This is a genomic window from Sinorhizobium sp. NFACC03 (genome assembly GCF_900103435.1).
Lineage (GTDB): Bacteria > Pseudomonadota > Alphaproteobacteria > Rhizobiales > Rhizobiaceae > Ensifer.
In genome coordinates this window covers 34,023-47,530 of record NZ_FMXF01000028.1, presented here as the reverse complement: position 1 = coordinate 47,530, position 13,508 = coordinate 34,023, and the positions used below count along the sequence as shown (strand labels likewise).

13 protein-coding genes and 1 riboswitch are annotated in these 13,508 nt (G+C 63.6%); of the genes, 4 read left to right on the top strand and 9 right to left on the bottom strand.

The features are described from left to right. Positions 1-6 precede the first annotated feature (6 nt). On the top strand, positions 7-951 hold the full coding sequence (gene ubiV, locus BLU35_RS27090) for a ubiquinone anaerobic biosynthesis protein UbiV (RefSeq protein WP_093235264.1): 945 nt from the start codon (positions 7-9) through the stop codon (positions 949-951). Positions 952-1,005: 54 nt separating this feature from the next. Here the strand turns inward: ubiV and BLU35_RS27085 are convergent, their stop codons facing one another. The 4 genes from BLU35_RS27085 to BLU35_RS27070 all read right to left on the bottom strand — a co-directional run bounded on the left by BLU35_RS27085 (position 1,006) and on the right by BLU35_RS27070 (position 5,240). Then, positions 1,006-1,476: an RbsD/FucU family protein gene (locus BLU35_RS27085; RefSeq protein WP_093235263.1), complete on the bottom strand. Its 471-nt coding sequence runs from the start codon at positions 1,474-1,476 to the stop codon at positions 1,006-1,008. A 135-nt stretch (positions 1,477-1,611) separates the two neighbouring features. Then, complete coding sequence (locus BLU35_RS27080; protein WP_199536493.1) at positions 1,612-2,625, bottom strand: ABC transporter permease; 1,014 nt, start codon at positions 2,623-2,625, stop codon at positions 1,612-1,614. 1 nt (position 2,626) lies between these two features. Beyond that, the gene (locus BLU35_RS27075) at positions 2,627-4,189 is read right to left on the bottom strand and encodes a sugar ABC transporter ATP-binding protein (RefSeq protein WP_176907462.1); all 1,563 of its coding nucleotides are present in this window, start codon (positions 4,187-4,189) and stop codon (positions 2,627-2,629) included. A gap of 118 nt (positions 4,190-4,307) precedes the next feature. After that, positions 4,308-5,240 (bottom strand): sugar ABC transporter substrate-binding protein, encoded by a 933-nt coding sequence (locus BLU35_RS27070; protein WP_057251882.1) that lies wholly within the window; start codon positions 5,238-5,240, stop codon positions 4,308-4,310. A gap of 296 nt (positions 5,241-5,536) precedes the next feature. Here BLU35_RS27070 and BLU35_RS27065 point away from each other — a divergent pair, with 296 nt between their 5' ends. Further along, on the top strand, positions 5,537-6,538 hold the full coding sequence (locus tag BLU35_RS27065) for a LacI family DNA-binding transcriptional regulator (protein WP_058329721.1): 1,002 nt from the start codon (positions 5,537-5,539) through the stop codon (positions 6,536-6,538). A gap of 63 nt (positions 6,539-6,601) precedes the next feature. On the opposite strand, the gene bioZ is transcribed toward BLU35_RS27065, so the two are convergent. Genes bioZ through bioB form a run of 5 tightly spaced genes read right to left on the bottom strand, consistent with a single transcriptional unit; the run spans position 6,602 to position 11,646 of the window. After that, positions 6,602-7,591 (bottom strand): 3-oxopimeloyl-[acyl-carrier-protein] synthase BioZ, encoded by a 990-nt coding sequence (gene bioZ / locus BLU35_RS27060; protein ID WP_093235261.1) that lies wholly within the window; start codon positions 7,589-7,591, stop codon positions 6,602-6,604. Beyond that, positions 7,588-8,856 (bottom strand): adenosylmethionine--8-amino-7-oxononanoate transaminase, encoded by a 1,269-nt coding sequence (locus BLU35_RS27055; protein WP_093235260.1) that lies wholly within the window; start codon positions 8,854-8,856, stop codon positions 7,588-7,590. The genes bioZ and BLU35_RS27055 overlap by 4 nt, the downstream gene beginning before the upstream one ends. Next, positions 8,853-9,491, bottom strand: a complete 639-nt coding sequence (bioD, locus tag BLU35_RS27050; protein ID WP_093235259.1) for a dethiobiotin synthase — start codon at positions 9,489-9,491, stop codon at positions 8,853-8,855. The genes BLU35_RS27055 and bioD overlap by 4 nt, the downstream gene beginning before the upstream one ends. Beyond that, a complete protein-coding gene (locus BLU35_RS27045; RefSeq protein ID WP_093235258.1) occupies positions 9,488-10,633 on the bottom strand; it encodes an 8-amino-7-oxononanoate synthase in 1,146 nt (381 codons plus the stop codon). The genes bioD and BLU35_RS27045 overlap by 4 nt, the downstream gene beginning before the upstream one ends. Continuing rightward, positions 10,630-11,646: a biotin synthase BioB gene (gene bioB, locus BLU35_RS27040; protein ID WP_093235257.1), complete on the bottom strand. Its 1,017-nt coding sequence runs from the start codon at positions 11,644-11,646 to the stop codon at positions 10,630-10,632. Before bioB ends, BLU35_RS27045 begins: the two co-directional genes overlap by 4 nt. 412 nt (positions 11,647-12,058) lie before the next feature. Beyond that, positions 12,059-12,179: riboswitch (TPP riboswitch) on the top strand. 160 nt (positions 12,180-12,339) lie between these two features. Here bioB and thiO point away from each other — a divergent pair. Further along, positions 12,340-13,311, top strand: a complete 972-nt coding sequence (gene thiO, locus BLU35_RS27035) for a glycine oxidase ThiO (protein WP_093235256.1) — start codon at positions 12,340-12,342, stop codon at positions 13,309-13,311. Then, positions 13,308-13,505, top strand: a complete 198-nt coding sequence (gene thiS, locus BLU35_RS27030; protein WP_093235255.1) for a sulfur carrier protein ThiS — start codon at positions 13,308-13,310, stop codon at positions 13,503-13,505. Before thiO ends, thiS begins: the two co-directional genes overlap by 4 nt. Positions 13,506-13,508: the final 3 nt, after the last annotated feature.

Genomic DNA, 13,508 nt, shown 5'->3' with positions numbered 1-13,508 from the left:
CGGCCCATGACCACATCTACGAGCCCATCCAAGCCCGCCTTGAGCCTCGGCCCGGTCTATTATCTCTGGGACGGCCCCAAGTGGCGCGACTTCTACTTTCGCATCGCCGACGAGGCGCCGATCGCCCATGTAACGATCGGCGAGGCCGTGTGCTCGAAGCGGCTGCATTTCATCGAGCCGCATGTCGGAGAGGTCATCGAGCGGCTGGAGAGTGCCGGCAAAGAGGTGAGCCTCGCCTCGCTGGCGCTGGTGACGCTGGAACGCGAAAGCCAGCTCGTGCGCGGGCTGGTGCGTGACAGCACCTACCCGATCGAGGCCAACGACCTATCCGCGCTGCACCTGCTTGCCGGCAGGCCGCATTCGGTCGGTCCGCTGGTCAACGTCTATAACGGCGCAACCGCCAGGCTATTGGCATCGAGGGGCGCGACGAGCATCTGTCTGCCGCCAGAACTGCCGATGGCGTCGGTGCGCGGCATCATCAAGGACAATCCGGGCCTCGCTTTCGAGATCTTCGCGTTCGGTCGCGTGCCGCTGGCGATCTCGGCGCGCTGCGCCCATGCCCGTTCCAAGGGCCTGATCAAGGACAATTGCCAGTTCATCTGCGGCGAGGATACGGATGGCCTGACCGTCGAGACGCTCGACCGTCAGCCTTTCCTCGCACTGAACGGCGTGCAGACCATGTCGCACACCTGCCAGGCGCTGATGCAGGAACTGCCTGAACTTGCCGCCGCCGGCGTCTCCCGGATCCGGCTGTCCCCACAGGACTGCGACATGGTCGCCGTCGCCGAGATCTATGGTGACGCGATCGTCGGCCGGCGCGCCATCGACGAAAGCCTGGCACGCCTCGAGTCTGTCTATCCGGGAGTCCCGTTTTCCAATGGCTTCCACCACGGCCAGACGGGAGCGGCCTGGGTTAAGGTACCAGCGTCCTTGGCGATCCCGGCTGCCTGAGTCGCGGGCCGGCCACACTTCTGCCGGGCGGCGAAGCAATGATGCCGACTTCCGTCACATCGCCTCGTCCCAATGGCGGGTGGGCTGCACTACGCCCTTGGTGAACAGGAAGCAGCCATAAAGGCGCGCCTCGCCGGTCACGATGACGCAATAGGCGCGTCTTGCTTCCTCGTAGAAGGCGAAGCGCTCGATCGCGTATATCTTCGGCGCGTCGCCATCCGCCCGTGCGATTTCGGCCTGCACCTCCAGCTGGACATCCGGCAACTCCCCCGTCTTGGCTTCTGGCGCCATTCGAGCGGCGGAAGGCTGCAGCGGCGTATCGAGCGGCATGACGGAGAGGATGGCTCTGGCTGCGCGCGCAGCCGAAACATTGGCAATGTGCAACGGCAGGCCAAGCCGGGTGTTGCGGGCAATCGTGTCGGCCGGAAAGTTCGCGTCGACGAGTGCGATCCGGTCTCCGTGGCCCATGGAGCGAAGCGCGTGCAACACGTCCGCATTCAGCGCAGGGTCAACATTCATAAGCATCAGCCTATCCTTTCCTCAGCTTGTCTCTGCCCACTGAAATCCGGGCACGAAATTGCAATGCGTGCGGGCCTCGTCGCCCCAGCAGCGCGCATGAACGTTTCTCGTTGGTTGGGAGCGGGCGGCAAGCCGCCCCGATCAGATGCCCGTCAGCCGCTCGCGATATTTGTCGATGATCACGGCGAGGATGATGACGACGCCTGTTATCATCTGGCGCATGAAGTCGCTGAGCCCGAACAGGATGAGGCCGTTGGCCAGAACCCCGGTGATGCAGGCTCCAAGCAGCGTTCCGATCACGGTGCCCCGACCGCCGTTGAGGCTGGTGCCGCCGATGATGACGGCGGCGATGGCGTTCAATTCGAAGCCGATGCCGATGATCGGGCTGGCGATGTTGAGGCGTGCCATGTAGACCATGGCGGCGATGCCGACGAGCGCGCCGGCGATGGTGAACGCCGCCACCTTGTAGAACATCAGCGAGTGGCCGGCGAGGCGCACGGCCTCCTCATTGTTGCCGATGCCATAGAGCAGCCGGCCGAACACCGTCTTCGACAGCACGAACCAGGCGATCGCAACGAGCACCAGTGCGATCAGGAAGACCACGGGTATGCCGAGGATCATCTGCGAACCGAAGGCATTGAAGCTCGGCGGGAAGGAATAGATCGTCCGCGCATCCGTCACCTGAAGTGCGGCGCCGCGCGCGATATTCAGCATGCCGAGCGTGACGATGAAGGAGGGCAGCCCCCAGAAGGCGCTGATCCAGCCATTGAGGAAGCCGCAGACCACGCCGGTGCCGACGGCCGCAAGGGTCGCAAGGGCTACTGCCTGAAACACAGAGAGGTCGGGGATCGTCAGCACCGTGCCGCCGACGACGGCGCAGAAGGCGAGCATCGAGCCGACGGAAAGATCGATGCCGCCGATCAGGATGACGAAGGTCATGCCGACGGCAAGGATGAGGTTGATGGTGATCTGTGTCAGGATATTGGAGATGTTGTTGGGCGTCAGGAAGTGCTCGGTGCTGACCGAGAAGAAGACGATCAAAAGCAGCAGCGCCAGGCCGATACCGGTATCGCGCAGGAGCACCTTCGGCGACCAGCCCGTCAGCCGGCGCGTATCGGCAGTATCGCTCGCTTGTGTCTTTTCGAGTGCTTGCATCTCAGTGCCTCGCCTGTTGCTGCTCGCCCTGGTAGGCATATTGCAGGATACGTTCTTCGGAGAATTCCGGCCGCGACAGTTCGCCGACGACGCGGTGCTGCGACATCACCAGGATCCGGTCCGACAGCGTCATCAGCTCCGGCAGTTCGGACGAGACGATCAGGAGCGCGAGACCGCGTTCGGCGAACTGGCGGATCAGCGCATAGATTTCGGCCTTCGCGCCGACGTCGACGCCGCGCGTCGGTTCGTCGAGCAGCAACACCTTCGGATTGCGCGCCAGCCACTTGGCGAGCACCACCTTCTGCTGGTTGCCGCCGGAAAGCGTCGCGGCATTCCTGCCCGGCCCGCCATATTTCAGCTTGAGCTCGGCACCGAGCCGCTCCGTCACCGCGATCTCGGCCTTCCTGTCGAGGATGCCGGCGCGCGACACGTCCGAGAGAGACGCCAGCGTGACGTTGGTTGCGATCGGCATGTTGAGGATCAGCCCCTCTTCCTTCCTGTCTTCGGTGACGAAACCGATGCCGGCGTTGATCGCCTCGCGCGGCGAACGGAAGGAGATGGGCGCGCCTTCGAGGCGGAGCTTGCCGGAGAGCGGCAATTCCGCCGCGGCGATCGCGCGCAAAAGCTCGGTCCGGCCGGAGCCGACGAGGCCGGCAATCCCGAGGATCTCGCCCTTGTGCAACTGAAGCGAAATGCCTTGGGCATGGGGCGATTGCGGATGGCGGAAGTTGACGAGCGACAGCGCTTCTTCGGGGCGCGCCAGCGATGCCATCTCGCTCGCCATCTGCTGCTGGAGCTTCTTGCCGACCATGGCGCGCACCAGTTCGTCCTGGTTGGTATCGGCAATCGGGCGCGAGAACACCGTCTCGCCGTTGCGCAGCACCGTCACCCGGTCGCAAATGCGGAAGACCTCGTCGAGGTGATGGGAAACGAAGATGATCGACACGCCGCGACTGCGAAGCTCGTTGATGATCTTGAACAGCCGCTCGGTCTCGCGCGACGTCAGCGTTGCCGTCGGTTCGTCCAGTATGAGGATGCGGCTTTCCGTCATCAGCGCTCTGGCAACTTCGACGAGCTGGCGATGGGCGATGCCGAGCCGCTCGACCGGCCAGCGCACGTCGATATCGCTGAGCCCGATGGCGTCGAGCGCGGCACGCGCGCCGGCATGCATCTCCTGCAGCCTGACAACGCCGAGTGCATTGCGCGGCAGATGTTCGATGAAGATATTTTCCGCCACTGAGAGATAGGGCAGCAGGTTGAATTCCTGGTGCACGACCTGGAGGCCGTTGGCCTTGGCCTCGCGCGGCGTCGTCGGCGCGTAAGCGCGGCCGGACAGGTTGATCTCGCCTTCGTCCGGACGGACGATGCCGCAGAGCACCTTGATCAGTGTCGATTTGCCGGCACCGTTCTCGCCGATCAGGCCATGCACTTCGCCTGACTCAATAGAAAGGCTGACGCCGTTCAGCGCCTTGGTGCCGCCGAAGGCCTTCCTGACATCGTGCAGCTCCAGAACGGGCCGCGTCGAAATGTCAGCCGCAACCGCGCGCACAGATTCCGTGTTCATCATAATCTAGCCCTTTGAAACGCAGCAGTTCCGAACGGGAGCCAATCGCATCCCGCGTCCGCTGTTCCTGCCTAAGCCGCACCGGGCGACACCCGGTGCGGTAGAAGCAATCTCTGGGCTATTTCACGTCGTCCTTGGTCACGAGTTTGATGTCGGTCTTGACCCAGCCTTCAAGCTTGGGACCGCCGGCGACGACGGCGAGCGCCTTGTCGATCGCATTGGCCGCCATCTCCGAGCCGAACTGGTCGACGGTCGCGAGCAGCTTGCCGTCCTTCAGCATGGGCGCGACCGCTGGCACGTTGTCGAAGCCGACGACCTTGATGTCATTGCGGCCGACCGCATCGAGCGCCTTGACCACCCCGATCGCCATCGAATCGTTGGCCGCGAGCACACCCTGGATATCGGGATGCGCCGTCAGCATGGTGGAAAAGACGGCGTTCGCCTCTTCCGTTTCCCAATGAGCCGTGCGGGAATCGAGAAGATCGAGCTTGCCGGCGGCGACCGCGTCTTCAAAACCGAGCTTGCGCTGCGCCGCATTGTCGGCGCCCGGGTTGCCTTCGAGGATCACGACCTTGCCGCCGGCGCCAAGGTCCTTGGCGAGCGCATCGCCGACCATCTTGGCGCCGCCGCGGTTGTCAGGCCCGACGAAGGCGAGGTCGACACCCGCATCCTTCTTCGCCTGCTCGTCGAGCGAGACGTCGAAGTTGACGACGACGATGCCGGCGTCCATCGCCTTCTTCAGCGGCGCGACCATGGCGCGGGAGTCGGCTGGTGCGATGACGATCGCGTCGACGCCTTGGGTGATGAAGTTTTCGACGCCGTTCAATTGGCTCTCGAAATCCGTCTCGTTCTGCATGCCGATGGCTTTGAGCTCGTAGTCGCCCCGCTTCTTTGCATGCGCCTCTGCGCCTTCGAGCATGTTCTTGAAGAAGTCGTTGGCAAGCGACTTCATGACGAGGCCAACGACGGGTTTGTCGGCGGCCATCGCGATCGTCGGGAGCGCAGTGGCAACAGTGAGCGCGACGATAGATGCGAATCTTGAAAGCTTCATGGGTTCTCCTCCGGTGAAACGACGGTCCTCCAACCATCGATGAAACGTTTCATCAAGTGAATGCGAATGAACCGCTTCTGCCGCCAAGAAGAGCGAAACATCTCTCTGCTGTCAATATGAAACGTTTCATCGCGGTGAAATTTGTGCTGGAAGTCGCTATCTGTTGCCGGCATTCTCTGATTTAACAGGAAGAAACCAGCCGCCACCCGATGCCCCGGGGGCTTGCGATAACGCTTTGATCTGCTGCATGATTTCTAACCGCAGCCGATGCGGAAAATGGGATTGGAGCCGACCGTTTGAACCCGACGATAAAGGATGTTGCCCAGCGTGCCGGTGTCTCCGTGGGCACCGTTTCGCGCGTCCTTGCCAAGAACAAGACCGTCAGCGAAGACATCCGGAAGAAAGTGGAAGCAACGATTGAGGCAATCGGCTATCGCCCGAACATCCTCGGCCGCAGTCTCAGGCTCGCCAAAACCGACATCATCGGGCTCGTCGTGCCCGATATCACCAATCCCTTCTTCGCTGAGCTTGCCAAGCATGTCGAGATGCTTGCTTCGGCCGAGGGATATTCGGTCCTGCTCGCCAACACCCATGACGATCCGGAGGCCGAAAGGCAGCAGATCGAGACACTGCTCGGGCGCCTGCCCGCCGGCTTGATCCTCGTTCCCGTCAGCAACAGTCTCGTCGACGGACTTGTCGCCGGCACGCGGACGGTCACCGTCGACCGGCCCTTGAGCGGGCATGCGCTCGTTGCCGTCGACAACAGGCAGGGCGGCTATCTCGCCGCCGATCATCTGCTCGCACTCGGGCATCGCCGGCTCGGCTACATCAGCGGACCGAGTTCGACCGAGGTGTCGGGCGAGCGCCGCGATGGCTTTAAGCAGCGACTCGAGGAATTCCGCACAACCCATCCAGGCGAATACGTCGCACCGCAGGTCGTCGAAGGTCACTTCGACTACCGCTCGGGCGAAGAGCTCGGTAAGCAGATGCTGACACAAGCGGCAGCAACGCGCCCGACGGCGATCGCCACTGCGAGCGATCAGCAGGCGATCGGTCTTCTGCGCGCCGCCGGCGACATGGGCGTGCGCGTGCCGACCGATCTTTCGATCGTCGGCTTCGACGACATCCCGCTTGCCTCGCTGGTGCTGCCGCGCCTGACGACGATCCGCCAGCCGATCGACGAGATCGCACGGCTGGCGCTGGACGGCGTGCTCGGCAGCCACGCGCTGCAGGAGGAATACAAGCTGCAGCCAGTCCTCATACGCCGCGGATCCTGCGCAGCGCCTGGGACGCCCTGACTGCGAGCCTGCCCAAGTGAGGCGCGAAAATTGCGCGCGATTTTCGCACCCGTCTCGCACCGGCTAAAAGCCAAGCACCACCGCGCCTCCGGTGAGCCCGGCGCCCGCTGCCGTCAACAGCAGCTTCTCCCCGCGAGCGAACGGCCGATTTTTATGCGTCAGCGATAGTGACAGCGGGATCGTCGCGGCGGACGAGTTGCCGTAGTCCGCGATGATCCGTACGGTTCTTGCAGGCTCGATGGCAAGGCGATCGCAGACGGCGTCAAAGATCCGGGCATTGGCCTGATGCGGCACGAAGCGGCTGATCTTTTGGGGATTGCAGCCGGCGGCATCCATTGCGCGGACGGCACAGACTGTCATCATCTCCACCGCCTGGGCGAACATCTCCCGCCCGTCGCGCATCGTCATCAGGAAATCCTCGGGCTGCAGGCCCGGTGAGAACGGTTGGCTGCTGCCGCCGGCTGCGATTGAGATCAGGTCGTAGCGGCTGCCGTCGGCGGCAAGATCAACGCCAAGCAAACCGGTCTGCGGATCATCGGAAGGCGCAACGACAACAGCCCCGGCTGCATCAGCAAAGAGAACGGCGCTTGCTCTTTCCGCCGGATTGATGCGTCGGCTCAGAATGTTGGCCGCCACCACCAATACCGGTTTTCCCTGCGAACGGACAAAGCCGTCGGCAAGCGTCAAAGCATAAAGGAACCCCGAGCACGCACCGGCCAGATCGATCGCGCCGGAACGGGTGAGCCCGAGCCGGTGGGCGAGCAAAGGTGCGGAAGGCGGCAGGAGATGATCGGGCGTGGAGGTCGCCAACAGGGTCAGGGCGACATCGCCCCGCGGCATGCCGGCATCGTCGAGCGCCGCCGCGCCGGCGCTCGAGGCAAGTCCGGTCAATGTCTCGCCATCCTCGATCCAACGCCGCTCGCGAATGCCGGTACGACGCTCGATCCAGCCGGGATCGAGACCGAGCTTCGTTTCGATCTCGGCATTGGCAACGCGCCGTGCCGGCACGGCATGGCCGAAACCGACAACGCGAGATGACCGTGCGGCGCTCACAGCCGCCCTGCCGCGAAAAGCGATGCCGCCTCGTCGATCGCTCCAAAGGCCCGGTCGAGCTCATCGGCGGTCACGCAATAGGGTGGCATCAGATAGATGACATTGCCGAGCGGGCGGATCAGCAATCGCCGCTCGCGGAAGAAGGCCCTGAGCCGCGGGCCGATCTCGGAGAGATAGCCACCTGCCGGAACCTTGAGATCCAGCGCGGCAATCGTTCCGAGCTGGCGGGTATCGCTGAACCGGGGATCGTCGGCGAAGCGAGCGACATGCCGACGCTGCTGCTCCGTCAACGCGTCGATCCGTTCTCGCACAGGCTCTTTTTTCCAGACGGCGAGATTGGCGAGCGCTGCCGCGCAGGCGATAGGATTGGCCGTATAGGAACTCGAATGGAAGAACGTCTTGCGTCGATCTGTCGAGAGATGCGCCTCGAAGATCTCGGCCGTGCAGAGTGTCGCCGCCAAGGGCAGCGCGCCACCGGTCAGTCCCTTCGAGGTGCAAAGAATATCGGGCGTGATGCCAGCCTGCTCGCAGGCAAACAGCCTGCCCGTCCTTCCCCACCCGGTCATCACCTCGTCGGCGATCAACAGGCTGCCGTGCCGTTCGGCGATCCGTTTCAACTCGGCAAGCACGGAAGGCTCGTAGGTTTTCATACCGCCCGCACCGAGGAGCAGTGGTTCGATTAACAGGGCCGCAACCTCGCCGGTGGCACAGGCCGCCTCGAAGGCATCGAGCGTCGTCTGCTCTTGATCCGGCTCCGGAAACGGTAGCCGATCGACGGCGAAGAGCAACGGCGCGTAAGGCGCATTGAAGACGCCCCTTTCCCCCGCCGACATCGTGCCGATCGTATCGCCATGATAGCCATGTTCGAGCACGCAGATACGGTTTCGCGGCCGGCCGAGATTGTGGAAGAAACCAAGTGCCATCTTCAGCGCGACTTCGACCGCGGTCGAGCCGCTGTCGGAGTAGAACACATGGGCGAGCCCGGGTGGCGCGATCTCGATCAGCCCTCTCGCCAGGTCTTCCGCCGGCGCGTGGGTGTATTCAGCGAAGATGATCTGATCATGAGTCTCCGTGGCCATGCGGATCGCTTCCATGATGGCGGGATGCCGGTGGCCGTGGGTGATGACCCACCAGGACGAAATCGCATCGAGGATCGCCGCCCCGTTTTCGTCGATGAGATAGGCGCCCTCGGTCCGGACGACGCGTCGCATCGCCGGCTCCGATGCATGCTGGGTGAAGGGATACCAGACGGTGGAATTTCTCATGCCGGCACCTCCAGCAAATCGTCGACGTTGAAATTCTCGCGAAACGCCTGCCGCAGCCGTTCCGGCGTCAACGGGTCGAGCCGCTGCAGCCGCCCAAGCCGTCGAACCTCCCCCAGTTCCGCGATGATCGCTTCGCTATCCGCCTGCTCCTCGCCGATGAAGGCGACACCCAGGACCGGGATCGCACGGCGCCGGAGCGCCTCGAGCGACAGCAGCGTGTGATTGATCGTGCCGAGCCCCGTGCGGGCGCAGAGAATGACCGGGATTTGCCAGCGCGCGAACACATCGGCAAATACGCTCCGCTCGGTGAGAGGCACCAGAAGCCCGCCTGCCCCCTCGATGACGAGCGGGCGGTCGACCTTGGGCGGCAAGAGATGTTCAGGCCGGATCGACACACCATCGATCCGCGCCGACAGATGTGGCGAAGCCGGTGTCCTCAGCCGATAGGTCTCAGGCAGGATGCAGTCGGGCGGGATCCGACCGAGCCGCGCTACAGCCTCGCTGTCGGTTTCTTCATCGAGTCCCGACTGCACCGGTTTCCAGTAGCAACCGGAAAGCGCGTCGGTCAGCGCCGCGGAGAATATCGTCTTGCCGATGCCGGTATCCGTGCCGGTAACGACGAAACGGCGCATCATGACCGCTCCTCCGTCGTTGCGACCTTCAAGCCCTGCAGCATGCGCGTGATCATCGGCCGGTCGACATTCAGCGTGATCGCGATCCGAAGCCGCGCCGTCCCTTCGGGAACAGTCGGTGGACGGATCGCCCTGATATCAAAACCCTCGGCGCGCATCCGCGCCGCAATCCGCACGGCGCGACCGTTGTCGCCGATCAGGACGGGCTGGATCTGCGAGCCGCTGCCTTCGACGCCGAGGGTTTCGGCAAGCGCCCGATTGGCGAAGGTCCGGAGATCATCGAACGCTGCCCGGCGCTGCGGCTCATCCACCAGTGTCAAAAGAGCCTCGCGCACGGCGGCAGCGATCAGCGGCGATGGCGCCGTGGAATAGATGAAATTGCGGGCACGGTTGACAAGATAGTCGCAAAGCACGGCGTTTGCGCCAACGAGGGCGCCGGAAACGCCGAGCGCCTTGCCGCAGGTATGGAGCACAACGAGATTCCGTCGGCCTTCCAATTCCGCGGCCAGACCACGGCCGTCGGGTCCGAAAACGCCGGTCGCATGCGCTTCGTCGACCACCAGAAAACCATCATGCCGCGCGGCCAGTGCAGCGAGATCCGCAAGCGGCGCCCGGTCGCCATCCATGGAATAGAGGCTTTCAACGGCAATCCACGGATGTCCCATGCCGCCGCGCTTTCGCCAAGTGCCGATCGCATCGGCGAAGGCGTCGACGTCGTTGTGCTTGACCGCGACCGCGCCGGCCCTGCTTGCGGCGATACCCTCATGGGCACTCGCATGGATCAGGCTATCGTGGACGATGATGTCGTCGCGCTGCGGCAGCGTCGAAAACAAGGCGGCATTGGCCGCATAACCGCTGCCGAAGAACAGCGTTCGCTCCACGCCAAAGAAGGCGGCCGCCTCCGCCTCCAGCGCCTCATGTTCCGCATGGTTGCCGCGCAACAGCCGCGAGCCACCGCACCCGACCGGCAGGCCGCGCTCGATCGCCGCGATGATCGCCGCCTTGAGACGCGGCGAACCGGCAAGCGCCAGATAGTCGTTCGAGGTGAAGTCGACCCCACTGCCGGAGGCGAGTTCGCGGCGGCGCTCCTTGCGTTCAAGGCCGTGAAGCGTCTTCTCGTAGCGGTGGAGCAAGCCCGCGGTCATTCGGCCGCTTCCGGTTCTGCCGTAGGCGCCATCGGCTTCAGCCCGAGGCGGCGGAAGAGTGCCGCATCGTGATCCTCGCCGGGGTTGTCGGCGGTCAGCAGCGTTTCGCCGACGAAGATCGAATTGGCGCCGGCGAAGAAACAGAGTGCCTGCATCTCGTCGCTCATGTCGGTGCGGCCGGCTGAAAGGCGGACGTGAGACGCGGGCATGAGTATGCGGGCGAGTGCGATGGTGCGGACGAAATCGATCGGATCGACGGGCGCCGCATCGGCAAGCTTCGAGCCTGGGATCGGAATCAGCATGTTGATCGGCACGCTTTCGGGGGGCACCGGCAGATTGGCGAGCGTCACCAGCATCGAGATCCGATCGTCAGCCGTCTCGCCCATGCCGAGAATGCCGCCGGCGCAGACCTTGATGCCGGCCTCGCGGACGTTTGCCAACGTTTCCAGCCGGTCGGCAAAGCTGCGGGTGGTGATGATCTCGCCGTAGAAGCGCTCCGACGTATCGACATTGTGGTTGTAGTAATCGAGCCCGGCATCTGCGAGCCGCCCGGATTGTTCCGGCGTCAGCATGCCAAGCGTCATGCAGGTCTCTATGCCGAGCGACCGGACGCCGCGGACCATGGCGACGATCGCCTCCATGTCGCGCTCCTTCGGGCTGCGCCAGGCGGCGCCCATGCAATAGCGCGTCGCGCCGCCATCCCTCGCTTTCCGTGCCTCTGCAAGGACCTGTTCGACTTCCATCAGTTTCGACGCTTTCAGCCCCGTCGGGTAGTGCGCCGACTGGCTGCAATAGCCGCAGTCTTCGGCACAGCCGCCGGTCTTGATCGAGAGCAGGCGGCTCATCTGGATGGCATTGGGGTCGAACTGGGCGCGGTGAACGGACTGCGCACGATACAGAAGGTCGTTGAACGGCAAATTATAGATTTTTTGCGCGTCGGCCAGATTCCAACCGGTTTTGGCGGGTTTGGTGGCTCCGGAGGTCGGCTCGGTCGATCTGTTTGTATCCAGCATGTTCGTTCACTCCCCTGTTTGCGGCTAAGCAAAATAGATAGAATCCATTATTATCTATAATTTTCACGGGCACGCCATCAAGCAACCACCCAGAAGGAGAGCGCACTCTACCACTTCAATCATAGCGTGCTTTTATATGATTCAACGGATGCGGCAGGAAGGGCAAATGCCGCAAATCTCCACCTTGGTGGCGTCAGCTGATGGCAATGAGAGCAGCCGCCAAATGCCCAGATTTGCGGACCTTGCGCCTCGCACCATCCGCAGATCTCCCGACCGATGCCCGCTACCGACACCACCGAGCCGCAAAAACACATGCCTTTTCAATTTTTATAGATAATTTTCAGCCGAAGAACCGCACGCGAGGTACACGCCGGCAGCCCTTGACAAAATCCGCTCCAGCCGCTCAGTTTGAAGCATTCACCAGGGGTGTCCCGACAAGGGGCTGAGATTCTGCTAGGCGACTTCCGCGGCGCAGTGACCCGTTGAACCTGATCCAGTTCATACTGGCGTAGGGACGGTGCAGACATCGCTGCCGCATTCGCGTTCGCGCGAGCAGATCTCGGCAAGGCGTCCTTCCCTCTCTTCCGGTCCGAACTGGGTCTCCAACAATGGAGCCTCGGCAATGCGTATCTTCATCGCGATTCTGCTTCCTTCAGACCGACGTTCGGCTCGCCGTAGCTGGGCGCATTGACCATGCGCGTCCTGATCAAAGGCGCCGGCGTCGTCGGGCTGACCTTGGCACATGAGCTGATCGGCCGTGGCGTCGAGGTGGCCGTTGCCGAGCGGCAGCCGGACTTCGGCGGGGCGGCGTCGTGGTTTGCCGGCGGCATGCTGGCGCCCTGGTGCGAACGCGAGAGCGCCGAGGAAACGGTGCTGACGCGCGGCATCGGCGCCATCGACTGGTGGGACCGTGCGCTTCCGGGCGAAGTGTCACGCAACGGCACCCTCGTCGTCGCTCCGCCGCGAGACGTCGGCGAACTCAAACGCTTCGCTTCGCGCACGTCCGGCTTCGAATGGCTCGACGGAGAAGCGATCGCGAGACTGGAGCCGGCGCTTGCCGGTCGCTTCCGAGAGGCGTTGTTCTTCCCCGGCGAGGCGCATCTCGACCCGCGCCGGGCGCTTGTCTTGCTGCGGCAAAAGCTCGTCGAGAACGGCGTCGCCTTCATCGGCGAGGCGGATAATAGCAGCGACAGCGATCTGATCGCCGACTGTAGCGGCGCTTCGCGGATCGGCCCCATCGCCGGCCTGCGCGGCGTGCGCGGCGAGATGCTCTATCTGCAGACCGGCGAAGTGGAATTGTCGCGGCCAGTCCGCCTCATCCACCCGCGCATCCCGCTCTACATCGTACCGCGCGGCAATGGTCTGTTCATGTGCGGCGCGACCATGATCGAAACCGACGACGGCGGTCCGATTGCCGCCCGTTCGCTGATGGAATTGCTGAACGCTGCCTATGCGCTTCACCCCGCCTTCGGCGAGGCGCGCCTTCTCGAAACCGGCACCGGCGTCCGGCCGGCCTTTGCCGACAATCTGCCGCGCGTCATGCGCGCCGGAAACACCATCACGCTCAACGGGCTCTATCGCCACGGCTTCCTGCTTTCACCGGCCTTAGCCGAGGAAGCGGCGAACCTTGCCCTTGCCCAGAACCTGAAGGGAGACGCCGCATGAAATTGACCGTCAACGGCGAGGATCACGACCTCACAGTCACGACCCTTGCCGAACTCCTGGCCGCACTCGACTTCGAAGGGGATTGGCTTGCCACCGCCGTCAATGGCGAGCTGGTGCACCGGGCCGACCGCTCGGCCCGTTCCCTCAGCGATCGCGACCGGATCGAAATTCTCTCGCCGATGAAAGGAGGCTGAGAC

Excerpts from the sequence above, each read along its gene's own strand:
- bioD (WP_093235259.1), bottom strand. The coding sequence starts at position 9,491 with ATGATGCGCCGTTTCGTCGTTACCGGCACGGATACCGGCATCGGCAAG.
- ubiV (WP_093235264.1), top strand. The coding sequence starts at position 7 with ATGACCACATCTACGAGCCCATCCAAGCCCGCCTTGAGCCTCGGCCCG.
- BLU35_RS27075 (WP_176907462.1), bottom strand. The coding sequence starts at position 4,189 with ATGAACACGGAATCTGTGCGCGCGGTTGCGGCTGACATTTCGACGCGG.
- BLU35_RS27080 (WP_199536493.1), bottom strand. The coding sequence starts at position 2,625 with ATGCAAGCACTCGAAAAGACACAAGCGAGCGATACTGCCGATACGCGC.
- thiS (WP_093235255.1), top strand. The coding sequence starts at position 13,308 with ATGAAATTGACCGTCAACGGCGAGGATCACGACCTCACAGTCACGACC.
- BLU35_RS27055 (WP_093235260.1), bottom strand. The coding sequence starts at position 8,856 with ATGAGAAATTCCACCGTCTGGTATCCCTTCACCCAGCATGCATCGGAG.
- bioB (WP_093235257.1), bottom strand. The coding sequence starts at position 11,646 with ATGCTGGATACAAACAGATCGACCGAGCCGACCTCCGGAGCCACCAAA.
- BLU35_RS27070 (WP_057251882.1), bottom strand. The coding sequence starts at position 5,240 with ATGAAGCTTTCAAGATTCGCATCTATCGTCGCGCTCACTGTTGCCACT.
- thiO (WP_093235256.1), top strand. The coding sequence starts at position 12,340 with ATGCGCGTCCTGATCAAAGGCGCCGGCGTCGTCGGGCTGACCTTGGCA.
- BLU35_RS27045 (WP_093235258.1), bottom strand. The coding sequence starts at position 10,633 with ATGACCGCGGGCTTGCTCCACCGCTACGAGAAGACGCTTCACGGCCTT.
- BLU35_RS27085 (WP_093235263.1), bottom strand. The coding sequence starts at position 1,476 with ATGCTTATGAATGTTGACCCTGCGCTGAATGCGGACGTGTTGCACGCG.